This window comes from Rhodobacteraceae bacterium S2214, from assembly GCA_025141675.1.
GTDB lineage: Bacteria > Pseudomonadota > Alphaproteobacteria > Rhodobacterales > Rhodobacteraceae > Yoonia.
The window spans coordinates 1472345-1494790 of the sequence record CP081161.1 but is presented as its reverse complement, the minus strand read 5'-3'; the positions used below and the strand labels follow the sequence as shown (position 1 = coordinate 1494790).

At 55.1% G+C, this 22446-nt stretch carries 26 protein-coding genes; 16 read left to right on the top strand and 10 right to left on the bottom strand.

Annotation, left to right across the window (positions count from 1 at the left end; all coding sequences use genetic code 11):
• Positions 1 to 2: 2 nt before the first annotated feature.
• Positions 3 to 416: an Hsp20 family protein gene (locus tag K3729_07455; GenBank protein ID UWR00597.1), complete on the bottom strand. Its 414-nt coding sequence runs from the start codon at positions 414 to 416 to the stop codon at positions 3 to 5.
• Between the two features lie 197 nt (positions 417 to 613).
• Here K3729_07455 and K3729_07450 point away from each other — a divergent pair, with 197 nt between their 5' ends.
• The 3 genes from K3729_07450 to K3729_07440 all read left to right on the top strand — a co-directional run bounded on the left by K3729_07450 (position 614) and on the right by K3729_07440 (position 2456).
• Positions 614 to 832 carry a DUF465 domain-containing protein gene (locus K3729_07450; GenBank protein ID UWR00596.1) on the top strand — a complete coding sequence of 73 codons (219 nt, stop codon included), beginning with the start codon at positions 614 to 616 and terminating at the stop codon, positions 830 to 832.
• Positions 833 to 901: 69 nt separating this feature from the next.
• A complete protein-coding gene (gene purE, locus K3729_07445; protein UWR00595.1) occupies positions 902 to 1390 on the top strand; it encodes a 5-(carboxyamino)imidazole ribonucleotide mutase in 489 nt (162 codons plus the stop codon).
• Positions 1383 to 2456: a 5-(carboxyamino)imidazole ribonucleotide synthase gene (locus K3729_07440; GenBank protein ID UWR00594.1), complete on the top strand. Its 1074-nt coding sequence runs from the start codon at positions 1383 to 1385 to the stop codon at positions 2454 to 2456. The genes purE and K3729_07440 overlap by 8 nt, the downstream gene beginning before the upstream one ends.
• A 27-nt stretch (positions 2457 to 2483) precedes the next feature.
• On the opposite strand, the gene K3729_07435 is transcribed toward K3729_07440, so the two are convergent.
• Positions 2484 to 3239 (bottom strand): alpha/beta fold hydrolase, encoded by a 756-nt coding sequence (locus tag K3729_07435; GenBank protein UWR00977.1) that lies wholly within the window; start codon positions 3237 to 3239, stop codon positions 2484 to 2486.
• Between the two features lie 88 nt (positions 3240 to 3327).
• Here K3729_07435 and K3729_07430 point away from each other — a divergent pair, with 88 nt between their 5' ends.
• A complete protein-coding gene (locus K3729_07430) occupies positions 3328 to 3774 on the top strand; it encodes an NUDIX domain-containing protein (protein UWR00593.1) in 447 nt (148 codons plus the stop codon).
• On the opposite strand, the gene K3729_07425 is transcribed toward K3729_07430, so the two are convergent.
• Positions 3771 to 4607, bottom strand: coding sequence for a DMT family transporter (locus tag K3729_07425; protein UWR00592.1), 837 nt, complete (start codon positions 4605 to 4607; stop codon positions 3771 to 3773). The two genes, K3729_07430 and K3729_07425, sit on opposite strands and share 4 nt — an antisense overlap.
• A 118-nt stretch (positions 4608 to 4725) precedes the next feature.
• On the opposite strand from K3729_07425, the gene K3729_07420 reads away from it, so the two are divergent.
• Positions 4726 to 5613, top strand: coding sequence for a dienelactone hydrolase family protein (locus K3729_07420; protein UWR00591.1), 888 nt, complete (start codon positions 4726 to 4728; stop codon positions 5611 to 5613).
• Positions 5614 to 5734: 121 nt separating this feature from the next.
• On the opposite strand, the gene groL is transcribed toward K3729_07420, so the two are convergent.
• Positions 5735 to 7372, bottom strand: a complete 1638-nt coding sequence (gene groL, locus K3729_07415) for a chaperonin GroEL (GenBank protein UWR00590.1) — start codon at positions 7370 to 7372, stop codon at positions 5735 to 5737.
• Positions 7373 to 7435: 63 nt separating this feature from the next.
• Positions 7436 to 7723 carry a co-chaperone GroES gene (locus K3729_07410; GenBank protein ID UWR00589.1) on the bottom strand — a complete coding sequence of 96 codons (288 nt, stop codon included), beginning with the start codon at positions 7721 to 7723 and terminating at the stop codon, positions 7436 to 7438.
• Between the two features lie 197 nt (positions 7724 to 7920).
• On the opposite strand from K3729_07410, the gene K3729_07405 reads away from it, so the two are divergent.
• Complete coding sequence (locus K3729_07405) at positions 7921 to 8910, top strand: TraB/GumN family protein (protein ID UWR00588.1); 990 nt, start codon at positions 7921 to 7923, stop codon at positions 8908 to 8910.
• Positions 8911 to 9043: 133 nt separating this feature from the next.
• Positions 9044 to 10678 (top strand): substrate-binding domain-containing protein, encoded by a 1635-nt coding sequence (locus K3729_07400; protein ID UWR00587.1) that lies wholly within the window; start codon positions 9044 to 9046, stop codon positions 10676 to 10678.
• A gap of 65 nt (positions 10679 to 10743) precedes the next feature.
• Here the strand turns inward: K3729_07400 and K3729_07395 are convergent, their stop codons facing one another.
• Positions 10744 to 11439, bottom strand: coding sequence for a hypothetical protein (locus K3729_07395; protein UWR00586.1), 696 nt, complete (start codon positions 11437 to 11439; stop codon positions 10744 to 10746).
• A gap of 62 nt (positions 11440 to 11501) precedes the next feature.
• On the opposite strand from K3729_07395, the gene K3729_07390 reads away from it, so the two are divergent.
• The 7 genes from K3729_07390 (at position 11502) to K3729_07360 (ending at position 17440) form a co-directional block, all read left to right on the top strand.
• Positions 11502 to 12374, top strand: coding sequence for a transferrin-binding protein-like solute binding protein (locus tag K3729_07390; protein ID UWR00585.1), 873 nt, complete (start codon positions 11502 to 11504; stop codon positions 12372 to 12374).
• Positions 12375 to 12482: 108 nt separating this feature from the next.
• The gene (locus K3729_07385; protein ID UWR00584.1) at positions 12483 to 13403 is read left to right on the top strand and encodes a manganese-dependent inorganic pyrophosphatase; all 921 of its coding nucleotides are present in this window, start codon (positions 12483 to 12485) and stop codon (positions 13401 to 13403) included.
• A gap of 145 nt (positions 13404 to 13548) precedes the next feature.
• A complete protein-coding gene (locus tag K3729_07380) occupies positions 13549 to 14424 on the top strand; it encodes a TIGR01459 family HAD-type hydrolase (GenBank protein UWR00583.1) in 876 nt (291 codons plus the stop codon).
• Positions 14425 to 14515: 91 nt separating this feature from the next.
• Positions 14516 to 14959, top strand: coding sequence for a MaoC family dehydratase (locus tag K3729_07375; GenBank protein ID UWR00582.1), 444 nt, complete (start codon positions 14516 to 14518; stop codon positions 14957 to 14959).
• Between the two features lie 36 nt (positions 14960 to 14995).
• Positions 14996 to 15934: a bifunctional riboflavin kinase/FAD synthetase gene (locus K3729_07370; GenBank protein ID UWR00581.1), complete on the top strand. Its 939-nt coding sequence runs from the start codon at positions 14996 to 14998 to the stop codon at positions 15932 to 15934.
• On the top strand, positions 15927 to 16394 hold the full coding sequence (locus K3729_07365) for a YcgN family cysteine cluster protein (protein ID UWR00580.1): 468 nt from the start codon (positions 15927 to 15929) through the stop codon (positions 16392 to 16394). Before K3729_07370 ends, K3729_07365 begins: the two co-directional genes overlap by 8 nt.
• On the top strand, positions 16394 to 17440 hold the full coding sequence (locus K3729_07360) for a low specificity L-threonine aldolase (protein ID UWR00579.1): 1047 nt from the start codon (positions 16394 to 16396) through the stop codon (positions 17438 to 17440). The genes K3729_07365 and K3729_07360 overlap by 1 nt, the downstream gene beginning before the upstream one ends.
• A gap of 42 nt (positions 17441 to 17482) precedes the next feature.
• Here the strand turns inward: K3729_07360 and K3729_07355 are convergent, their stop codons facing one another.
• Complete coding sequence (locus tag K3729_07355) at positions 17483 to 18076, bottom strand: 2-hydroxychromene-2-carboxylate isomerase (GenBank protein UWR00578.1); 594 nt, start codon at positions 18074 to 18076, stop codon at positions 17483 to 17485.
• 111 nt (positions 18077 to 18187) lie between these two features.
• Between K3729_07355 and K3729_07350 the strand changes: the two genes are divergently transcribed.
• The gene (locus K3729_07350; protein ID UWR00577.1) at positions 18188 to 19201 is read left to right on the top strand and encodes a ribose-phosphate pyrophosphokinase; all 1014 of its coding nucleotides are present in this window, start codon (positions 18188 to 18190) and stop codon (positions 19199 to 19201) included.
• A 1-nt stretch (position 19202) separates the two neighbouring features.
• Here the strand turns inward: K3729_07350 and K3729_07345 are convergent, their stop codons facing one another.
• From K3729_07345 to K3729_07335, 3 genes are all read right to left on the bottom strand, one after another.
• On the bottom strand, positions 19203 to 19550 hold the full coding sequence (locus tag K3729_07345) for an H-type lectin domain-containing protein (GenBank protein ID UWR00576.1): 348 nt from the start codon (positions 19548 to 19550) through the stop codon (positions 19203 to 19205).
• 262 nt (positions 19551 to 19812) lie between these two features.
• Positions 19813 to 20586, bottom strand: a complete 774-nt coding sequence (locus K3729_07340) for an MOSC domain-containing protein (GenBank protein ID UWR00575.1) — start codon at positions 20584 to 20586, stop codon at positions 19813 to 19815.
• A 72-nt stretch (positions 20587 to 20658) separates the two neighbouring features.
• On the bottom strand, positions 20659 to 21915 hold the full coding sequence (locus K3729_07335) for a methylamine utilization protein MauG (GenBank protein UWR00574.1): 1257 nt from the start codon (positions 21913 to 21915) through the stop codon (positions 20659 to 20661).
• A gap of 114 nt (positions 21916 to 22029) precedes the next feature.
• On the opposite strand from K3729_07335, the gene K3729_07330 reads away from it, so the two are divergent.
• Positions 22030 to 22446 carry a sel1 repeat family protein gene (locus tag K3729_07330; protein UWR00976.1) on the top strand — a complete coding sequence of 139 codons (417 nt, stop codon included), beginning with the start codon at positions 22030 to 22032 and terminating at the stop codon, positions 22444 to 22446.

The window sequence follows — 22446 nt, the reverse complement described above, 5'->3', positions numbered from 1 at the left end:
CTTCACCCCTTCCGAATTGAAATCGTCTGGACGATTTGCTCTGGTTCTGATCGGGTCAGATCCACGTGCAGCAACCCGTTCTCCATCACTGCCTCTCCTACATCAACACCGTCAGCGAGAACAAAGTTCCGCTGAAACTGGCGGGCGGCGATGCCACGATGCAAGAACACACGGCTTTCGTTGTCCTCAGATTGGCGTCCTCGGATGACAAGCGCGTTGTCTTCGACCGTAATCGCCAGATCATCATCGGAAAAACCGGCGACAGCCAATGTGATCCGGTAGGAATAATCTGACGTTTGTTCAATATTATAGGGTGGGTAGCCTTCGTTCCCGCTTTTCGCGGTACGTTCGACCAGTTGTTCAAGTTGCTCAAAGCCGAGCAGGAACGGATGCGTTCCTAAAGTGAGTTTTGTCATACGACACGTCCTTACGTCCAAAGCGACCGTCTGTTTCAGATCCCGCATTCGGCAATCTGTTGCCTAAAATATGGTGTCACCGCTCGCGTCTTGCAACCCCGCAGATCGTAAAGGAAAAGCTAGGCGTTTGCGTCGTCACGCTTTATAAAAAACTGTGAGATATGTACTGGCACCGCCAGTTCGACAAAGGAAAACGCATGAACAGCTCCGCTACGATGGAACAGACAGAGGTTCTGCGCGTTAAGCTCGCGGTTCTGAAACAAGAACATCGCGATCTTGATGATGCCATTCACGCGCTGCACGAACGCGGCGTGCCCGACATGCTGACGCTACAGCGGCTGAAACGACAAAAACTGGCACTCAAGGACGAAATTGCGTCCCTAGAGGACCGAATAACCCCTGATATCATCGCATAAGCGCATTGCGCGCAGGCCGCGCCTAGCTATATTGCCGCTTCCATCGGCACCTTCCGCAGCGAGACCCACATGACAACAATTTCCGTCGGTATTATTATGGGCAGCCAATCTGATTGGCCCACGATGAAAGAAGCGGCGGATATTCTCGACGCGCTGAACATCCCTTACGAGAAAAAGATCGTGTCTGCGCACCGCACGCCTGATCGCTTGTGGGACTATGGCAAAACGGCTGTGGATCGTGGCCTTCAGGTCATTATCGCAGGCGCTGGCGGCGCTGCGCATCTACCAGGCATGATGGCGTCCAAAACGCGCGTCCCAGTAATCGGTGTTCCTGTGCAAACCAAAGCGTTGTCTGGCGTCGATAGCCTTTATTCTATTCTACAGATGCCTCGTGGTTTTCCTGTCGCAACCATGGCGATTGGTGCGGCGGGCGCATGCAACGCGGGCCTGACGGCCGCAGGTATCCTTGCGCTGCAGGATCCCGATTTGGCGACCCGTTTAGAGAAATGGCGCGACGATCTCAGCGCATCAATTCCGGATGAACCTACCGATGTCTAATCCTCTTCCCGTTGGCGCAACGATAGGCATCCTTGGCGGCGGACAATTAGGCCGCATGCTCAGCGTTGCGGCTTCGCGGCTTGGTCTCAAAACACACATCTTTGAACCCGGTGCAAACCCGCCCGCCGCAGATGTGGCGCACGCAGTGACAACCGCTAGCTACGATGATGTTGCAGCGTTGACGACCTTCGCGCAATCGGTCGATGTGATTACCTATGAATTTGAAAACATTCCGACATCTGCTTTGGATGTGCTGGAAAACATCAAGCCAATCCACCCGAACCGCAAAGCACTGGCCACAAGCCAAGACCGCTTGACCGAAAAGACATTCCTGCAAGACCTTGGCCTGCAAACTGCGCCTTTTGCGAACGTCGAAAACGCGGTGGATTTGACGGCAGCCATCGACACCATCGGCACACCTGCGATCCTGAAAACGCGAACGATGGGTTATGACGGCAAAGGTCAGGCACGCATCATGTCGCCCGCAGACGCGGATCAGGCCTTGGCAGATATGGCAGGCGCAACTGCTGTGCTCGAAGGGTTTATCGATTTCAGCGCGGAGATTTCCATCATCGCAGCCCGCAATCCCGATGGGGCGGTGTCCTGCTACGATCCCGGTGAAAATGTCCATGTGAATGGCATCTTGAGCACAACAACCGTGCCCGCCAAACTGACGCCAAGCCTAAGCACCGACGCTGTTCTTTTGGCGGCGCGTATCTTAAATGCGCTGGACTATGTGGGTGTGATGGGCGTCGAACTGTTCGTGACGCCCAACGGTCTGATCGTGAACGAGATTGCGCCGCGTGTGCACAATTCAGGCCATTGGACCCAAAACGGGTGCACGATTGATCAGTTCGAACAACACATCCGCGCAGTCGCAGGTTGGCCTTTAGGCGACGGGTCGCGGCACAGCGACGTTGTGATGGAAAACCTGATTGGCGACGACATGGATAAGGTGCCGGAGGCCGCGAAAACAAACGCTGCGATCCATCTTTACGGCAAAGCTGACGTAAAGCAGGGCCGGAAGATGGGCCATATCAACCGTGTGACAGGCGCAGCCAAATAGGCGTGCCTGTTTTGGCGATCAATACCGCTATTCCAGACCAAAAACGACTTCGCCAAAGCTAAGGTCGCGGTCGAAATGCCCCGTGCTCAAGAACGCTTGCACCTGCGCGATCACCAGCGGATTGTTCATCATGAAGGTATGGGTAACGGGAAGGACAATGTGGTCATCCATGCCGTCTAAACGCGTGCTATCCACCGAAACCTTCCCGTCGTCCGCGCCTTCAATCAAAGCAGAATAGACAGGGTTCAGCGACTGGTCGCCGGCAATAATTCCGATCTCATAAGGGACTTCGTCCAACTGATTTGGCACCGATGACGGTTCTGTCCCCAACTGCAATCCAGCTGGCCCGTGGATCCATTCAAACGGTGGATAATCCCCAAACACATCAACCAGTTCGGATCCCTGATTGGGCGGTGCCAACATCACGACCCGCCCCATGTCAGCTGGACGGTTTTCCGTCAGCCATGCCCGCGCCAGAATGCCCCCCATCGAATGGGTCACGAAATTCACGCGCCGATCACCACAAGCAGCGACATTGTCCCCGACTTGGCGTTCGACCAGTTCTTCAATTGGGTCTTCTGTGGATGGGTAACCGGTGTTGATCACCTCGTATCCTGCGGCTTTTAGCACCGCCTCCATCGGTGCCAATGACACCTCTGATCGCGCCAAACCATGCAACAAAACAACGCATTCCTGCGCCGTCCTTGGGGCTGCGTGCACTAGGCCTTGGGTAATCGGGGCGCAGCCGATCAGGATCATCGCCGGTATCAAAGCTAATCTCATCATAATCATGTAGCATTCCCGATCCGCAATTGAAGTCCCGAATGCAATCGCCCTTGCGTCACAAGCGAAGCATTGCCAAGTTGCGGGGATGTCAAAACCCCCTCGCCTTGCTGTACGTGCTGTGCTTGTGCACGATAATCGTCTTCTTTTAGTGAACGCATGGAGCGGCCGCGATGATTTGTGGTGTGCACCCGGTGGCGGTGTTGAACCGCATGCGAGCCTACCGGACAATTTGCACCGCGAAATCATGGAAGAAACCGGCCTTGAGGTTGCAATTGGTGAGGTCTGCCTCGTCAATGAATTCAATGACACGGCACGAGATTACCATCAGGTTGATGTTTATTTCCGGTGCACGCTGCGCGCTGGCGTTCTGTCCGACGACTGGCAAGACCCCGAAGGCATCGTGACGAGCAGACGATGGGTGACCCGCGCCGAGATGGCCAAGATGCAGGTCAAACCAGACAGTCTGGCCGCTGTTGCATGGGAAGACGCAGATGCACCGACCTATGACCCGTTAGAACCCATCGTCCGCTAGCGGGACGGTTTCAACGAAATGGCAATGCCGCCAAGCACCAGCGCACCCGCGATCAACAATCGCGTTGTAAGTGGTTCTGCCAACAGGACCGTCCCCGCAGCCACGGCAATCACAGGCACGGACAATTGCGCAACCGCCGCAGTCACCGTCGCCAATTGCGGCAGGCATCGATACCACAACGCGTATCCCAATCCTGACGTCACGGCCCCCGCGATGATTGCGACCAATGTGCCGGGCACCGTTATTGTCCCTAGATCAGCCACCAGTAATGCCCCCGCAACCAACGGGAAACACAACACAAAATTACCTGCACTTGCGGCCAATGCATCCGCCTCGCCACGCCCAAGCAACGTGTACGCCGCCCACGCCACACCAGCCAATACCATCGCAGCGGCCCCTGCCATCGGTACGGCAGCACCGCCACCAGGCCATAGCAGAACTACCAGCCCAACCATCGCAACACTCGCGCCAATCCATCTGATCGGTGCGATCCGCTGGCCTTCAAACACCGCCCAGCCAAACATGACCACTTGCAGGACACCAAAAAGGATCAAGGCACCAAGTCCTGCGCCAAGCGTCAGGTAAGACCACGAAAAACCGATCATATATAAGGCCAATGCGATAGCGCCAGCACCACGTTTCGCTGTCCAAAGGTTCAGCCCCCCTGCCCTGCGGATCATCACCAACACCGTCAGCATCACAGCCCCTGCAAGCGTTCGAATGACCGCAAAGGCCATCGGGTCCATGCCGTAGCTGGCCACGCCTAGGCGGTTCAGAATGGAATTCGCCGCAAACGCGGTCATGGTCAGGGCTGTCAGCAAGAATATTTTCATAACGCCTGTCTGTCGAAATCGTGACACAAGAACAAGCGCGGCAGGGCTATCGCGATCACACAATCGCGCTACTATGAACACACGCAGAACGCGAAACGCACCATAGGGGAGCATTAGAATGAACCGCATGACCGCAAAAGACTTTGATCAGGGACTGCTTGATCTGTATGATTTCTACGCACACGGCAAGATCACCAAACGTGAATTCCTTGATAAAGCAGGACGTTACGCCGTTGGCGGCGTCACCGCCATGGCGCTTTTGAACATGCTTAGCCCGAATTACGCGATGGCCGAACAGGTGTCATTTAATGACCCGGACATTGTTGCAGACTACATCACGTATCCGTCACCGAACGGCACGGGCGATGTGCGCGGTTATCTTGTGCGGCCCGCAAACGTCGAAGGACCGCTGCCTGCCGTGCTAGTGATCCACGAAAATCGTGGCCTAAATCCGTACATTGAAGACGTGGCACGCCGTGCTGCAAAGGCTGGATTTATGGCGCTCGCACCAGATGGGCTGACGTCCGTTGGCGGATATCCGGGCAACGATGCGGACGGTCGTGACCTGCAACGTACTGTTGACGGGACCGAACTGATGAATGACTTCTTCGCGGGCTTTGAACACCTGATGGGCCGCGATGATAGCACCGGTAAAGTGGGGGCCGTCGGGTTCTGCTATGGTGGTGGCGTTGTCAGTGCCCTGTCCGTCGCCTACCCCGAAATGGCTGCCGGGGTTCCGTTCTATGGCCGCCAACCTGCTGCGGCGGATGTGCCTAAAATCCAAGCGCCCCTGCTTGTGCAAATGGGCGAACTTGACGAACGGATTAACGCGGGCTGGCCCGATTTTGAGGCCGCACTGAAAGCCAACGAAAAGACCTACGAGGCCTATATCTACGAAGGGGCCAACCACGGTTTCCACAACGACAGCACGCCGCGCTACGACGAAGCGATGGCAGAACTCGCGTGGGACCGGACGATTGGCTGGTTCAATACGCACCTGACCTAGATAACTAAAAAGGGCGCCCCAATCGGGACGCCCTTCATTGTTTTTAGCGGTTTGGGTTTTCGTGACCTTTTCGTTGAAAAAGCACTGCCACCCGCATCACCTTCGACAAAGTCGAAAGTGATTACATCATGCCGCCCATGCCGCCCATGTCAGGCATTGCTGGTGCAGCGCCTTCTTTGGCTGGCTTGTCTGCAACCATGGCTTCTGTTGTGATCAACAGACCAGCAACGGATGCGGCGTCTTGCAACGCTGTGCGGACAACTTTGGCCGGATCGATCACGCCGAACTTGAACATGTCGCCATATTCTTCGGACTGTGCGTTGAAGCCGAAAGACTTGTCGTCGCTCTCGCGGATTTTGCCGGCAACAACTGCACCGTCAACACCGGAGTTTTCAGCGATCTGACGCAGAGGCGCTTCGATTGCACGACGGATGATAGAGATACCAACAGTCTGATCAGAGTTTGCACCCTCAAGGCCTTCGAGCGCTTTTGCACCCTGAACCAGAGCAACACCACCACCAACAACAACGCCTTCTTGAACAGCAGCGCGCGTCGCGTTCAGTGCATCGTCAACGCGGTCTTTACGCTCTTTGACTTCCACTTCGGACATGCCGCCGACGCGGATAACAGCAACACCGCCAGCCAATTTGGCAACGCGTTCTTGCAGCTTTTCACGGTCGTAGTCGGATGTTGTTTCTTCGATCTGCTGACGGATTTGTGTAACCCGTGCTTCGATCTCAGCTTTTTCACCAGCACCGTCAACGATAGTTGTTTCGTCTTTCGTGATGTTCACACGCTTGGCAGAACCCAGCATGTCGATTGTGACGTTCTCAAGCTTCATGCCGAGGTCTTCGGAAATCACCTGACCACCTGTCAGGATAGCGATATCCTGCAGCATGGACTTACGACGATCACCAAAACCAGGTGCCTTAACAGCAGCAACCTTCAGGCCGCCACGCAGACGGTTCACAACCAGAGTTGCAAGCGCTTCGCCTTCAACATCTTCTGCGATGATCAAAAGTGGCTTACCGGACTGGATCACTGATTCAAGCAGTGGAACCATTGGCTGCAAAGAAGACAGTTTCTTTTCGTGCAGGAGGATGATCGCATCTTCCAGCTCAACTGTCATTTTTTCTTGGTTGGTTGTGAAGTAAGGGGACAGGTAACCGCGGTCGAACTGCATGCCTTCTACAACGTCAGTCTCTGTTTCAAGACCTTTGTTTTCTTCAACGGTGATAACACCTTCGTTGCCAACACGCTGCATCGCGTCTGCGATCTGACGACCGATTTCCGCTTCGCCGTTTGCAGAGATTGTACCAACCTGCGCAACTTCGTCTGAATCGGACACAGGACGTGCAGCTGATTTGATCGCTTCAACAACTTTGGCAGTTGCCATGTCGATGCCGCGCTTCAGGTCCATTGGGTTCATGCCAGCAGCAACGGATTTCATGCCTTCGCGAACGATCGCTTGGGCCAGAACTGTTGCTGTTGTTGTACCGTCACCGGCTTCGTCGTTGGTCCGGGAAGCAACTTCCTTAACCATCTGTGCGCCCATGTTTTCGAACTTGTCTTCAAGCTCGATCTCTTTGGCAACAGATACACCATCTTTCGTGATGCGCGGTGCGCCGAAAGATTTGTCGAGAACAACGTTACGACCCTTTGGGCCCAGCGTTACTTTTACAGCGTCAGCGAGGATGTTGACACCGTTCAGCATACGACCACGTGCGTCGGTACCGAATTTTACGTCTTTAGCAGCCATTGATTAGCTCCTTAAATTCTAGTTTTCGTTTCAAGCGTTGATGCCCGAAGGCACCGATCCAAATCAGGTAATGATACCGAGGATGTCGCTTTCTTTCATGATCAACAGGTCTTCGCCGTCGACTTTCACTTCTGTGCCGGACCATTTGCCGAACAGAACTTTGTCGCCTGCTTTGACGTCCATTGGGATCAGCTCACCGCTGTCTTTACGTGCGCCAGTACCCGCAGATACGATTTCACCTTCGGAAGGTTTTTCTTTTGCGGCGTCTGGAATGATCAGTCCGCCTGCTGTCTTTTCATCGCTTTCGATACGACGAACCAACACGCGGTCATGCAGTGGTGTAAATGCCATCTCCGAACTCTCCTTGTTCGCGTTAAAACTGGTGTTATCACTCACAAGTCACGAGTGCTAACGATGCATAGGTAGGCAGGTCGCAAACGCGAGTCAACACGCCCGTTCGCGTTTTTTGACATCATTCTAAATAGGCTGTGGACACAGGGTGTAGTCGGGTTACCCTGCCGCAAAACCAGATCCCGAAAAGGACGCTTATGTTTCGCGCAGCTCTCACCGCCCTTACCACACTCACCGCCCTGCCCGCATTCGGGTTATGCTCTGGCGAAAGCTATCTCAATCAGCTTCCACAACCTGTGCAGGACGAGATTGCACAAGCGGTTGAAGCCACTCCAAATAACACAGGACTGATCTGGACCGCGACCAAAGGGGATGACACACTGACCCTTGTCGGCACGATGCATGTCTATGACGCACGGTTGGAACTGCTGCGCGTGCGTGCCCGCCCCGCCATCCAGACCGCAGACCTGTTACTAGTCGAAGCCACCGCCGATGAAGAAGCGGCGATGCAGGACGCATTTATCGCCAACCCTGACCTTTATCTAATCAACGACGGCCCAACGCTCCCCGAACTTCTGGCGCCGGACGTCTGGGAAAAGGTTCAGCAAGCCGCCCAAGATCGCGGGCTGCCGTCGTTCTTCGTCGCAAAGTTCCAACCTTGGTATTTGTCGCTGACACTTGGCATTCCTGCCTGTGCCATGGCCGAAATCGCGCAAGGCATGCGCGGTTTGGACCATATGCTGATTGCAGATGCTGAAGCCTATGACGTGCCTGTGCAAGCCCTTGAAGGTTGGGAAACGCTGATCGACATCCTGACCGACGGCACCCAACAAGAACAGATTGATCTGCTGAAACTCGGCTTGATTGACGCCGCAGATCAACAAGCGTTGTTTGTCGCTATGCTAGACGCCTATTTCTCGGAACAAATCGCGCGAGTCTGGGAAGTCAGCCAGATCGCGGCGCGCGAATTGACAGGTATGTCCCCCGAAGACGCAGCCGCGCAAATGGCCGAAACCCAAGACCTATTGCTGGACCGCCGCAACCAAAACTGGATGCCCGTGATCGAAGCCGCGACAGAAACGCACGACAATATTGTGATCGCCGTTGGGGCCGCACATTTGCCCGGCGAATTGGGCCTTGTCGCGTTGCTGAATGCTGCTGGTTGGAGAATACAACCGGTGCGATAGTGCGCATCGCGCGCTTCAACTTAATTGACAAATGACGTTAGGGAACCGCCATTGTGAGGCGCAATGTTGCCGCATTGCTGCCTTCGTTCACAGCTTTATGCGGCGAAACCGTTTAATAGTGTGAGAAATAGTTATGAGCGCCCTAACTCCTAAATCCCGTAAGAAACTACCGTTCGTATTGAGCGCCGTCGCAAGCTTGCTTGTACTCGCGACAGGCCCTTTGTCAGCGCAACAAAATGCCCCTATCCAGCTTGAAGCAAACGACGGCAGCATGTCGATCTCTGGTCAGCTCCTCAGCTACGAAGACGGTATGTATATCGTTGAAACCGAAGAACTCGGCACCCTGCGCATTCAGGCCAAAAGCGTGACATGTACCGGCCTTGTCTGCCCTGAAGTCGCGGAAGCTGCACAGGATTTTGGCCCGAACTTTGGCATCTACGGTTCACGGACCGTTGGCACGACATTGATCCCGAACTTGTTGCGTGGCTACGCGGCATCCGTGGGCGCAACTTATGAACTTGAAACGACTGCGGAAGCGGCTGAACGTATCATCCGCCTGACAAACGCAGACGGCACCTTGCGCGCAGAAATCGATCTGCAATCGCGCGGGTCCGGCAGTGCATTTCCTGCGATTGCCGACGGCAGTGCAGCCATTGGCGTTGCCGACCGCCGTATGAAAGACAGCGACGTCGAAAAGATTTCTGCCGCAGGAATTCCTGACCTACGCGATACGGCTGACGAAACGGTTCTTGGCGTTGACGGCATCGTCATGATTGCCCACCCCGACAACCCGGTTCGCAACCTGACATCCGAAGAAATCGCGAAAATCTGGTCCGGTGAAATCACAAACTGGCTGGAACTTGGCGGCGGTGATCATCCCATCACAGTCAATTCCTTCAGCGAAAGCTCGGGCGACCGCGCCGTTATGATGGATGCACTCGTGCGCCCGAACAACCGTGACGAAAAAGAAGACGTAATCCGTTGGAGCGCCTACCAGGATATGGTTGATGCGGTTATGGCAGATCGCGGCGGCATCGGATTTGTGGGCCGTTGGTTGGCACGGACAAACGATGTGAACTTACTGTCCATTCGTGAAGAATGTGGCCTGCTGTCCCCGCCAACAGACTTCCGCATGAAGATCGAAGGCTACGCTTTGTCCCGCCGTCTGTACGCCTACACAAAACCGGGTCAAATCCACCCGGAAGCACAGGCGTTTCTTGATTGGACACTGACCAGCGAAGCACAAGCCTACATCAAGGAAAGCCACTTCATCGACCGCGAACTGGAACGCATGCGTCTGGAAGATATGGGCATGATGCTCGTGCATACGGCAGCCGTTGAACCTGACTTCGATGGTGCACAGTACTCCGACATGATGCAGCAATTGCGCGGCGCTGACCGGTTGAGCACATCTTTCCGCTTCTCTTCCGCCTCAAGCATCCTCGATGTCGAATCCGTGCGGAACGTTGAAGAGTTGGCCGAAAAAATGGAAAACGGCGAATTTGCAGGCCTTGAAGTCTTGCTGGTTGGTTTCGCTGACTCGGTCGGTAACCGCGTCCAGAACACGGCGCTCGCACAAAACCGTGCCGAAGCCGTACGTGACGTGTTGGCCGGATCGCTTTCTGCTGAAAACGCAGCACTTGTGAAGCCAATCAGCTACGGTGAATTGCTGCCGTTGTCTTGCAACGATGGCGAAGTCGGCCGTGAACGCAACCGCCGCGTTGAAGTATGGTTGCGCTTGCCGAACAGCCGCAACACACTGCGCTAATCTGAAAAGACCATAAATACTGAAAGGGCACCCAACCGCGGTGCCCTTTTTGCATTGGCGCGGGCCTAAGCCTCTAAATCCCCATAGTCGGCAAGTCCTTTGCGCCCCACGTCGGTCAGCCCGTACACCCCGCGACTGACCTTTTCGAACCAGCCGTAGTGATCGTTGCGCATGATCGTCGTGGCTTGCGGGACTTCGGCCCATTCTTTCACTTTCGCACCAGCGCTTGGCCCGTGCACAGCCAAGAACCGCGCACACCGCAGGGCATCCTGACGGTACCCCGTGACAATCCCATGGCGGGTCGAACCACCCTCATTGGGATCACCCTTCAGCCGGTCAAAGGCGCGCAATAGCTGGGTTTTCTTCTTTTTCGATTTGCGCGGCACATATGGCGCGGGATCAGCGTGAACCTCCACGTGGCCGTCTCGCGGTCGCACGGTTATGACGCCAAGGCCCACACGGCGGGCCAGCTTGATGTTGTCTTTCAGGGCGCGTTGAAACGGTTTGCCTGTCTTCAGGGGCACCGCGACATAGACCAAATCAGTCACCGCCAAACGGTCAATGCCCTGATGAAACAGGCTCAGCGAAAACCCCAGCTTCAGCTCAACAATGACAGGGTCTTCATTGCCGCGCGTCGCCACCACATCAGCCGCGCCCACTTCACCCTTCACGTCGTACCCCTGACGGGTCAGATAGGCCTTCACCGGGGCATACAAATCCGCCTCGCGGATAGATTGAGACTTGCCGGACGCTTTCGCCATATGCGATTGAACCTTTGAAACGCTGACGTTAACATTCCCACAACACCAGGGGGAAAGTCTACATGTTCAAGAATTTATCAGTTGCCACAAGCCTTACACTTCTCGCGGCCTGCGGCGGAAGCAGCTCCGGACCCGTCATCGTTCCACTTTCACCAAGCGGCTTTGCATCTGATACAGTGAGGACAGGTACCGTCTCGACGCTTAACCTTGTCGATCAACGAAGGATCACAAGCGCTGGCGGCGAAGAACTCACGCTTGAGGTGCAAGACATCATCCTTGACGACCTCGATGATCGAGACGGCGAAGCGATTGTGACCATCAATGGACAGGAAATCACGCTTGTCCGCCAGACGCCCGGTCGGTTTGTCTATGAAGACGGTGATGATTTCGCCGTGTTGCAATTCCAGATTTCAGACTTCCCAAATGCGGAAGTCGCAACATTGTTCAGCGTGCTCGACGACAACTTGAACACATCTAACATCGTCATTGGGGTCGACACTGACCCCGCCGTGATCGGTGCACGGACAGGCGGGGCGGAATACGAAGGCGGCATCAGCCTGACCACACGAACCGGTTTCATTGATGGCTTTGGCGCAGGTCGGATCGCGCTCGACGTTGATTTTGACGCGATGACGTTGGCGGGTGATCTATTTGTCTTCGATGATGGCGGCGACAACCCCGAGGTGCGCGTTCCATCGGTCGCTTTCGACATTGACCCAACAGATATCGCTGGGAACGGTTTTGAAACCACGCTGACCTATGACGAGGATGCGAGCCTTGGCGAAATTGATGGAACGATTATCAGCGCGGGCATCACGGGACGTTTCTATGGTCCCGATGGTGGGGCAGTCGGAGGTCAAATTTTCGGAGAAATTGACAATGGTGAAGGTGAATTCCCGACCCTTGTCGAAGGCGCCTATGTCGCTACCGAATAATTTAGCCACGTCTCAGAACGCATAGCGGTATGCCATTTTGTCCACGTGACAAGATCAGCACGCCTGTTATAAGGCCGCAAAACACCCCTGAATATAGGTCTATGACATATGACAACGCTCGTTTTCGGCCACAAAGCCCCTGACACCGATTCCCTTGGCTCCGCGATCATTTGGGACTGGTTCCTGAACCATACAGGCACAGACGCCAAGGCGGTGTTGCTCGGCACGCCAAACACCGAAGCCGCATTCGTGGCCAAGCGTTGGGGCTTTGATCAGCCGGAAATCATCGCCGACGTCGCAGATGGTCAGGACTGCGTGATCGTTGACACCAACAACCCTGCCGAATTGCCAGCCAACATCAATGGCGCGAACGTCACAGCGATCATCGACCATCACAAACTGGTGGGCGGTCTGGAAACGGCTGGCCCAATCGACATCACGATACGTCCGTTGGCCTGTACAGCTACGATCATGCACGACCTGATGGCAGGCCACGAAGCCCACATGCCGGACAACGTCAAAGGCGTGATGCTGTCCTGCATCCTGTCCGACACGCTGGAATTCCGGTCGCCGACCACTACACCAGTGGACAAAGCGCTCGCTGAAAAACTAGCCGCGGATCTGGGCGTCGATTTGGGCGCGTATGCCTCTGAAATGTTCGAAGCCAAATCAGATGTTTCTGCTTTCTCTGACGCGGAACTTCTGCGGATGGACAGCAAAGAATACGCTGTCGGCGACACCAAATTCCGCGTGTCTGTTCTGGAAACCACCGCGCCAAAGATCGTGTTGGACCGCAAGGACAGCATCATGGCATCCATGACGGACGTCGCAAAAGAAGACGGCGTTGATCAAGTGCTGTTGTTCGTGGTCGATATCCTGAACGAAGAAGCCACAATGATGATCCCGAACGATCTGTCCAAAACAGTCGCTGAAGCATCCTTCGGCGCAACTGTTTCAGGCGACACAGTTGTCCTTCCGGGCGTGATGAGCCGCAAAAAGCAGATCATCCCGAACCTGAAGACAGCCTAAGCCACTTCAGATAGAATTCCGAGAACAGGGCGCTTTTCAGCGCCCTTTCTTTTTGCCTAACTTTCAGGTGTACGCCCTGCCCGCGTCCGGTGTACCCCTTGTACAAAGGGCGACTGCCCTCTCATTCGTTTCACAAAGGTGTCCCATGACCCAAATCATCACCGCTTTTTCCGAGATTTCAGATCGCTACGACGCCGCATTCGTCGACCTTTGGGGCTGCATGCATAACGGGATCGAAGCCCACCCTGCCGCCGTCAAAGCAATGCAAGATTTTCGGGCCAAAGGCGGCATCGTCATTTTGGTCACAAATTCGCCGCGTCCATGGGATTCCGTGGCGCATCAGATCCTCGACTTCGGCATTCCTGATGATGCCTGGGATGCCATAGCGACATCGGGCGACAGTGCCCGTTCTGCGATGTTCCGGGGCATCGTTGGATCAAAGGTCTGGTTCATGGGCGAAACACCCCGCGACGATGATTTCTTTAAACCGATGTCGATCCTAGAAAACCCGATCGAGATTACAAAAGTCCCGTTGGAAGACGCAGAAGGCATCGTTTGCTGCGGCCCGTTCGATACGTTGGCGGACGTCGACGTCAACCGGCCAGAGTTTCTGTATGCCAAACAAAAGGGTCTGAAATTGTTGTGTGCAAACCCAGATATCATCGTTGATCGCGGCGATGTGCGCGAATGGTGCGCGGGCGCGCTAGCGGCGCTTTATACAGAAATGGGCGGTGAAAGCCTGTATTTCGGCAAACCCCATCCGCCGATCTACGATCTGGCTAAACGCAGGCTCGCAGCGCTCGGCAAATCTATCGCGGACAGCGATATCATATGCATCGGCGACGGGATTCGTACCGATGTGCTTGGCGGCGTGCAAGAAGACCTTGATACACTGTTTATCACAGGCGGATTGGCAGCTGAAGAAACAAAAACCGATCAACAACCGGACCCACAGGCGCTAAACAACTATTTAGAAACAGAAAAAATGTCTGCGACCTACAGTATCGGCCACTTGCGGTAAGAACTTAGGGGTTGATTTTTCTGCGGTCGCGAAGTAATAAAATTTCAATGAGGCCATTCCGGTCGGACTTTTATTACCCTAAGGACGCAAGATGTTGGACAATGCACCGCGCGGAACAATCTGTATCGAAGACATTGAAATCGGCATGGTTCGGTCGCTGCGCAAGCAAGTGACCGACCGTGATATCGAATTGTTTGCCGAAGTTTCGACCGACCGCAATCCTGTCCACCTTGACGACGACTATGCACACGACACCATTTTTGGCGGTCGGATTGCGCATGGGATGCTGACAGCCGGTTTGATTTCAGCCGTCATCGGCGAACAACTTCCGGGTCACGGGACCGTCTACCTTGGACAAAGCCTGAAATTCCTGGCGCCAGTCCGCCCAGACGACATGGTTCTGGCCGAAGTTGAAGTCATGGAAATCGACCATTCGAAGCGGCGCGTAAAAATGGAAACGCGTTGCATCGTAAACGGAAAAAAAGTGCTGGTAGGCGAAGCAACTGTGCTCGCACCGTCGCGTAAATTCGACTGACCTTGCGCCCCGTTTCGCGGCAGGTTACGCAAGCTCATGCGTATTATCCGTGACACCCTTTTCATCGACCCAAGCGACCGCGGTGCTGCGGCTGCTATCGGTAATTTCGACGGCGTACATCTTGGCCATCAATCGGTCATCGACCTGACGCGCGAAGCGGCCAACACTGCGAACGCGCCACTTGGGATCATGACGTTTGAACCGCACCCGCGTAGCTATTTTTCGAATGATCCCAACCCCTTCCGCCTGATGAATGCGGAAGCCAAGGCAAATCGCCTTGCACGTCTGGGCGTCGATAAACTGTATGAAGTGCCGTTCAACGCCGCCCTCGCCGCCCTGACGCCACGCGAATTCACGCAACAGATTATCGTTGATCGACTGGGGCTGAAACACGTCGTTGTCGGGTCTGATTTCTGCTTTGGAAAAGGCCGCGCAGGCACAACACAAGACTTAACAGCGTTCGGCGCAGAAATGGGGTTTGGCGTGACCATTGCACCGATGAAAACCATCTCGACGGCAGAGGTATCTTCAACCGCGATCCGCACCGCGCTGACCGAAGGTCGCCCGCGTGACGCCGCCGCCATGTTGGGCCATTGGCACCGCATCGAAGGTGAAGTGATCCGCGGCGAACAGCGCGGCCGTGAACTTGGCTATCCGACAGCCAACATGTCGATCAGCGGCCTACACCAGCCCAAATTCGGGGTTTATGCCGTGAAAGCCGACGTCTTGGATGGGCCGCACAAGGGCAGCTACAGTGGTGCCGCATCCATTGGTGTGCGCCCGATGTTTGGCGAGAATGTCCCGAATTGCGAAACCTTCATCTTTGATTTCAAAGGGGATTTATACGGGTCCACCGTGTCCATCGCGCTCGTGGACTATCTACGGCCAGAACTGAAATTTGACGGCCTCGATGCGCTGATCACCCAAATGGACGCCGATTGCGACCAAGCCCGAAAGATACTGATCGATGTCTGATATCCCACGCGACGGCCTTGCGGATCGGTATTGGGAAACCAAAAAGCTCGATCAGATGAACAAGGCCGAATGGGAAGCGGTCTGCGACGGATGCGGCAAATGCTGCCTGAACAAACTAGAAGACGAAGACAGCGGCGAAGTCGCGCTGACCCGTGTGGCGTGCCGCCTGCTCGACAACGAAACATGCCTTTGCACGCAATATCCGATCCGGCATCAGTTTGTGCCAGAATGCATCGTCCTGACGCCCAAGACGTTGAAGGATAACATGTATTGGTTGCCGCGCACTTGCGGCTATCGGTTGTTGTATGAAGGGCGCGGTCTATACGACTGGCACCCATTGATCGCGGGCAATAGCACTGCAATCCACGAGGCGGGCGTAACCATGCAAGGCCGGACGGTCCCCGAATTTGAAGTCGATGAAGACGACTGGGAAGACCACATTATCGAGGAACCGACCTGATGTTTTTCGCGTCTGACAACTCCGGCCCCGTGCACCCACGCGTGATGGACGCATTGAATGCAGCCAACACCGGTTACCGATCCGGCTATGGCGCGGACGCCGAAATGGCCGCTGTGACCCAACAAATCCGCGATTTGTTCGAAGCGCCCGACGCTGCCGTCTATTTGGTCGCGACCGGTACTGCCGCCAATGCGATCCTTTTGGGAACAATGGCAAATCCGTGGGACACGATCTTTTGCAGCCCCATGGCTCACATCCACGAAGACGAATGCAACGCGCCTGAATTTTACAGCGGCGCCAAGCTGACGCTGGTGCCTGCCACCCACGCCAAAATGACGCCGGACGCTCTGCGGACATCCATGGCAGGCGAAGGCAATCGCGGTGTTCACGGCCCACAGCACGGTCCGGTGTCCATCACCCAAGTCACGGAAATGGGCACGGTTCATACGCTGGATGAACTGAAAGCGCTCACCGCCGTGGCCCGTGAATTTGGCAGCTTGGTCCAAATGGACGGCGCGCGCTTTGCCAACGCAATTGCGACGCTCGACTGCACGCCCGCCGAAATGACATGGAAGTCCGGCATCGACGCAGTCAGCTTCGGCGGCACCAAAAACGGTCTGCTCGGCGTCGAGGCTTGCGTGATCTTCGATCCCAAACTTGCATGGGAATTTGAGCTTCGGCGCAAACGCGGCGGCCATTTGTTTTCAAAACACAGATACCTGTCGGCGCAGATGTTGGCGTATTTGACCGATGATCTGTGGCTGGACATGGCCAAAATGGCAAACGCACGCTGTGCGCAGTTGACCGACGGATTAGCCGGACACGACGCGGTCAACTTCGTCGAAACGCCACAGGCCAACATGATTTTCGCTCGCTATCCGCGCCACCTGCACCAACGGCTTTTGAACGCTGGCGCGAATTACTACGTCACTGGCGGCGATCCGGCTGAAGGCGACCCTGATGAAATCCTCACCGCGCGTATGGTGACAGATTGGTCCGCAACTTCAGAAGATGTGGAAAGATTTATCGCGGTTCTGAACAGCTAAAAATCTAAAGTGGCGGAGCATTGCCCCGCCACCGTCACCAGATCAGATCTTACCCGCAAGATGGGCATCCAGATCAGCCAAGCGATCTTCACCCCAGAACTTTTCTTCGCCGACAACAAAGAATGGTGCGCCAAACACACCCGCGTTAATCCCCTGTTCGAGGTTCGCAGCAAAGGTTTCCGCGCTCGACAACATATCTTTTTCAGCAAGATCAGCGTCGAACCCAGCCTCAACCAAACACGCACGGATCACGTCATCCTGTGAAATGTCTTTTTCATCGGCCCAGCAGGCCTTGGTGATGCACGCCACCAGCTTGGCCACATCGCCACCCGCCGCTTGCGCCGCAATAATCGCATATGACGCAGGCGCGCCATTTGTCGGCCAGAACGCAGGTTTGATATTGATCGGCATCTCGGCCAAGGCGGCACGACGGCGCAATTCCTGCAAACGGTATTCCTGCCGGTTTGGATGACGGTCCTTCGGTGGCACGCCGCCAGTCCGGCCAAACAATTGCATGATATCCAGCGGTTTATACGTCAGGGTTGCACCGTGGGCCTTTGCGATTTCCTCTGGACGGGTGCCGCACAGGTAAGTGAAGGGGGAAAGCGTTGCAAAGTAGTAATCGATATGGGCCATTTGGTCCTCCTGACGCGCATGATGTTTGCGTGACCGTAGCGGCGTGTTAAGCGGTGTCAACGCCACGAATCTGTTACAATGAACAGACCTTCTGCCAAAGGACCGCGCCAGATGACGACCACCGAACCCAAACTGATTTCAGGAAATGCCAACACCCCATTGGCCGAAAGGGTCGCACGACGCATGTCGATGCACCGTGGCCGGAAAGTAGGCCTTGTTGATGCCCGTGTTGAACGTTTCAACGACGGTGAAATTTTCGTCGAAGTGTTTGAAAACGTCCGCGGCGAGGACATGTTCATCATCCAGCCAACTTCAAATCCGGCAAACGATAACCTGATGGAATTGTTGATTATTGCCGATGCGCTGCGCCGTTCCTCTGCGGCCCGCATCACGGCTGTGATCCCATACTTTGGCTACGCCCGTCAGGATCGCCGGTCTAAAGCGCGTACACCGATTACCGCAAAACTGGTTGCGAATATGATCGTCGAAGCGGGGGTTGAACGCATTCTGACCCTTGATCTTCATGCAACGCAAATTCAGGGCTTCTTTGATATCCCAGTCGACAACCTTTACGCGTCGCCGATCTTTGCGTTGGATGTGAAGCATAACTTCAAGCAGCAGATGGATGACATCATGGTGGTGTCCCCTGATGTTGGTGGTGTGGCCCGTGCCCGCGATTTGGCGCAGCGTATCGGCGCACCTTTGTCCATCGTTGACAAACGCCGCGGCAAGCCCGGTGAAGTGGCCGAAATGACCGTCATCGGCGACGTCAAAGACCGGACCTGCCTGATCGTCGACGATATCGTTGATACAGCAGGCACGCTTTGCAAAGCGGCGGAAGTCCTGATGGAACACGGCGCAAAAGAAGTGCACGCCTACATCACACACGGTGTGCTGTCTGGCCCAGCGATCGAACGTGTTAACGCGTCTGTCATGAAGCATCTCGTGATCACCGACACAATCGAAGCGACAAAACCGGTGTTGGCGACTGACAAAATTCGGATCGTTCCGACGGCACCCATGTTTGCCCAGGCAATCCTGAACACGTCAAACGGTACGTCTGTGTCGTCGCTGTTCGACCACGAAACGCTGGGCCCAATCTACGAAGGCATGTACACGAGCTAAATTATAGCTCCCAAGTATCATCGCTTGGCAGCGGTCCAATCGCCTGCCAAGCGACCCGAATGCGCGCAACGCGACTATCGCCCCACGTGCGAAAAACAATGTCAAAGCCCGCTTCAGAGATGTTTTCGGGCTGAAGATCCGCACGGATAAAGGCGTCGTTCGACATATCAATCATCGACATCTGCAGTGAAACAGTTGGCGCGTCGACATAGCGTTCCGAAAACGTGACGGAATGCCGGGCGGAACGCGGTCCTTCACCCTTCCACATCTCGCCATCATCTTCGAAGTCCGAAAACAATATGACATCTCCGTGGTCCACGCCAACGGCATGGCTTTCTAATCGCTTCATGGTTCACTCAGTCCTGCAGAAATCGTGCACATATTGCTCTCAAATCATGAAATGAAAACAAACTTTTGGGTCAAAATCTTATCGAATTATTCTACGCACATTTTGTGCAGATCAGCGGCCCGTGATCAAGGCCTATCGTTGTATACAGAAGTATCGCTCATAACCGCTGACCATCGTTAACTGTGCACCCTCAGCGGTGTTGAGCACCTTTCGAAGACACAACGCATACGTCGCAAACGCATTCTTCTACAGCCGGGGGCCGCTACAACACCGTGATTTCGTCGCCGATACGTATCGTCCCGCCCTTCACGACTTCAGCGTAAACGCCCATATCCATATGCCCAAAGTGTTTGCGCAACAGATATGGCACCTTCACGTCACGTTCCCCCGTCTGAAGGTTCACTTCAGTCGCAGCGCATCTTTTGGTGCGCTTGAGCACGTGAAGATGAACCTCTCCGATCTGGATGGTCCTTCCCAGCAGGTCTAATTCGTGAAATGCTGGCATCCCTGAGAAGACGATATTTCCGCGAAAACGCGCCGCATCAATTGGATGGCCGACAGTCCGCGCGAACGCATCAACGCTGTATTGCGATATCAGAGAGACTGCGTTCATCAATTGGGCGGATGTCACTGATACGTCCGTGAAACGATGGGGGGATGCGCTGAATAATGTCGGTTTGTGGGTGTCCGGCAAATCGAGATATTGCTGCAATGCGGTGCAGGCATCCGCCATCCCCGTGTCCGCATCAAGCTGAAACAATTGCGGGCCCTGCGGTCCTTCAATCCTTAATTCGTTGCGGGATGCGTCGTAAGTCGTATCCAACAACGCCAAGCGCGGATCGTTTGCCAAAACGTGAAATTTGTTTTTCGACAACGGCATCGGATTGCTCGGATCGAAGCCGCTATCAGGCTTCGCAAACCCCATGACGCGATCAATTGGAAAACCACATTTCGGCGATAGGTCTACCGTTTCCAACGCATGTCCGGAAAGCCCCTTGATCGGGTATTGGTTGAGGCTGTCAATTGTCGCGTTCATGCTTGGCTTTCCCATTGTTAGGGCACCGAATTTTCAGCGGCACTATTGAAGATGGCCCCGCCGTTGGAACGATCAGTCCACCGGTAACCCACTCGGCACAGTATCCGGTCTCCCTAACGGGCGATCTTCGGCGGTTTTGCCGGTCAAGGCATTCAGAAACGCCACCAGATACTGCACATCATCCTCTGAAATGGACAACGAACGCAAATCTTGAACTGACGCCTGACGTTCGATTTCGGCAGCATCTTGCGCGATCGCCCCGTCAACCACAGCAATCCAAGGCACATCGGGCAGCTGCGCGTCCGAAAGCGTCCAGCGCGCGCGGGACGCGACCGGATCAGCGTGATGCATGATCATCGCCTCAAGCGTCGGAAACGCTCCGTTATGACCGTAAGGACCCGTCAGGGCGACATTGCGCAAGGATGGGGTGCGAAAACGATAGGCGTCTTCCAGAAGGTCCGATTTGCCCATACGGCCGACGTCGCGCGGGATCGGGTCAAACCGCCGCGTACGACCTGGACCAAAGGCAGGTAGACCCAGCGCATGAAAGCCCTGATCCGTGAACAGATCACCGCTATGGCAGCTGCTACACCGTGCAGAATAGAAGAAAATTTCCCGTCCACGTTCCGCATCATCATCCAATGGCAACCCTGCGAGCCAGTCGTCGTAGGGGCTATCAAAACTTTGCCATTCGGACGCGATGAACGCACCCAAGGCATTTCCAATTTCGACGATTGTTACCTGATCTGCGGTTTCGATATGGTTAAAGGCCGCGACAAATTTTTCGCCGTATTCCGGAATAGTCCGCACGCGTTTTGCGATGATTGGCCAGCCGTAATCGATGCGTTCGTGGACAGCACCCGTGACCTCGTTTTCGCCGGGGTTTCCGGCCATTTCAAATTGCGATGTCATGGGGAACAAGGCCTGTGCCGCGACGAGGTTATCAAGCCCTTCGGGCAACCATTCCTCTGCCGGACTATCGAAGCCGCTTTCGTACAGATCAGAAGGCGTCAGACGCCCGTCGTGGAACATGACCTCAACGGATTTATGTCCAAGATTCCAAAGGGCTGGCGCATTTCGCGGAATGCGTTTTCGGATCGCGTCCGCCCCTTCCCCAGCTGTCCGTTCCGGCCCGACACCAACCCCACCTTCACCAATCCCAAGCGACAATCCGTCGGTGCCTGCATGGTCGTGATGGTGGCATGTGCCGCAACTTATATTGCGATTTCCTGACAGGATTTTATCATAGAACAAAAGCTGGCCAAGTTCGGCTTGCAAGGGGTCCACGGGGATGTAATCGTCTGCCGAAATCCCCTGTGCGGCAGCCATGCTGGCACCGGCAAAAAGGTTAAGGAGCAAGATGTGAAACGCGTGCACAACCCGTACACAACCCGTGCACTGCTGATCGCGGTTTTCCTGTGGGCCAGCCCCGCGTCCGCCGACATGGAAGAAGCCCGCGATCTGATGGAAGCAGGGCAATTTGAAGAAGCCCGCGCGCTGTTCGAGGTTTACGCGCGTTCCGGCAACGCCGACGCGGAAGAATTGATCGGCGTCATGTACGCGCTTGGACTGGGCGTCGAACAGGACGATATCCGTGCGTTCGACTGGTATCTGCGGTCGTCGTTGAAAGGGCATCCGGGTGCGCAATCTGGGCTTGGCTGGTATTATGAAGTCGGCCGCGGCCTCCCCACCCCGGACTATGTCAGAGCGTACCTTTGGTATGCATTGTCGGCAATAGGCGGGGACGTGGATGCGCCGGATTCACTGGAAGAATTATCGCCGAAATTGACGGATGAGCAGCGGGCGCAGGCCGAGAAGATGGTGGATGACTATCGGGTGTGGATGTATCCGTTTCGGTGA

Coding starts and splice junctions, on each gene's coding strand:
- K3729_07330 (UWR00976.1), top strand. CDS start 22,030: ATGGAAGAAGCCCGCGATCTGATGGAAGCAGGGCAATTTGAAGAAGCC.
- K3729_07425 (UWR00592.1), bottom strand. CDS start 4,607: ATGAAAATATTCTTGCTGACAGCCCTGACCATGACCGCGTTTGCGGCG.
- K3729_07435 (UWR00977.1), bottom strand. CDS start 3,239: ATGAGATTAGCTTTGATACCGGCGATGATCCTGATCGGCTGCGCCCCG.
- K3729_07395 (UWR00586.1), bottom strand. CDS start 11,439: ATGGCGAAAGCGTCCGGCAAGTCTCAATCTATCCGCGAGGCGGATTTG.
- K3729_07420 (UWR00591.1), top strand. CDS start 4,726: ATGAACCGCATGACCGCAAAAGACTTTGATCAGGGACTGCTTGATCTG.
- K3729_07455 (UWR00597.1), bottom strand. CDS start 416: ATGACAAAACTCACTTTAGGAACGCATCCGTTCCTGCTCGGCTTTGAG.
- K3729_07430 (UWR00593.1), top strand. CDS start 3,328: ATGTCAAAACCCCCTCGCCTTGCTGTACGTGCTGTGCTTGTGCACGAT.
- K3729_07360 (UWR00579.1), top strand. CDS start 16,394: ATGTTTTTCGCGTCTGACAACTCCGGCCCCGTGCACCCACGCGTGATG.
- K3729_07350 (UWR00577.1), top strand. CDS start 18,188: ATGACGACCACCGAACCCAAACTGATTTCAGGAAATGCCAACACCCCA.
- purE (UWR00595.1), top strand. CDS start 902: ATGACAACAATTTCCGTCGGTATTATTATGGGCAGCCAATCTGATTGG.
- K3729_07380 (UWR00583.1), top strand. CDS start 13,549: ATGACCCAAATCATCACCGCTTTTTCCGAGATTTCAGATCGCTACGAC.
- K3729_07400 (UWR00587.1), top strand. CDS start 9,044: ATGAGCGCCCTAACTCCTAAATCCCGTAAGAAACTACCGTTCGTATTG.
- K3729_07385 (UWR00584.1), top strand. CDS start 12,483: ATGACAACGCTCGTTTTCGGCCACAAAGCCCCTGACACCGATTCCCTT.
- K3729_07345 (UWR00576.1), bottom strand. CDS start 19,550: ATGAAGCGATTAGAAAGCCATGCCGTTGGCGTGGACCACGGAGATGTC.
- K3729_07335 (UWR00574.1), bottom strand. CDS start 21,915: ATGGCTGCCGCACAGGGGATTTCGGCAGACGATTACATCCCCGTGGAC.
- groL (UWR00590.1), bottom strand. CDS start 7,372: ATGGCTGCTAAAGACGTAAAATTCGGTACCGACGCACGTGGTCGTATG.
- K3729_07405 (UWR00588.1), top strand. CDS start 7,921: ATGTTTCGCGCAGCTCTCACCGCCCTTACCACACTCACCGCCCTGCCC.
- K3729_07410 (UWR00589.1), bottom strand. CDS start 7,723: ATGGCATTTACACCACTGCATGACCGCGTGTTGGTTCGTCGTATCGAA.
- K3729_07375 (UWR00582.1), top strand. CDS start 14,516: ATGTTGGACAATGCACCGCGCGGAACAATCTGTATCGAAGACATTGAA.
- K3729_07450 (UWR00596.1), top strand. CDS start 614: ATGAACAGCTCCGCTACGATGGAACAGACAGAGGTTCTGCGCGTTAAG.
- K3729_07355 (UWR00578.1), bottom strand. CDS start 18,076: ATGGCCCATATCGATTACTACTTTGCAACGCTTTCCCCCTTCACTTAC.
- K3729_07440 (UWR00594.1), top strand. CDS start 1,383: ATGTCTAATCCTCTTCCCGTTGGCGCAACGATAGGCATCCTTGGCGGC.
- K3729_07370 (UWR00581.1), top strand. CDS start 14,996: ATGCGTATTATCCGTGACACCCTTTTCATCGACCCAAGCGACCGCGGT.
- K3729_07340 (UWR00575.1), bottom strand. CDS start 20,586: ATGAACGCGACAATTGACAGCCTCAACCAATACCCGATCAAGGGGCTT.
- K3729_07365 (UWR00580.1), top strand. CDS start 15,927: ATGTCTGATATCCCACGCGACGGCCTTGCGGATCGGTATTGGGAAACC.
- K3729_07390 (UWR00585.1), top strand. CDS start 11,502: ATGTTCAAGAATTTATCAGTTGCCACAAGCCTTACACTTCTCGCGGCC.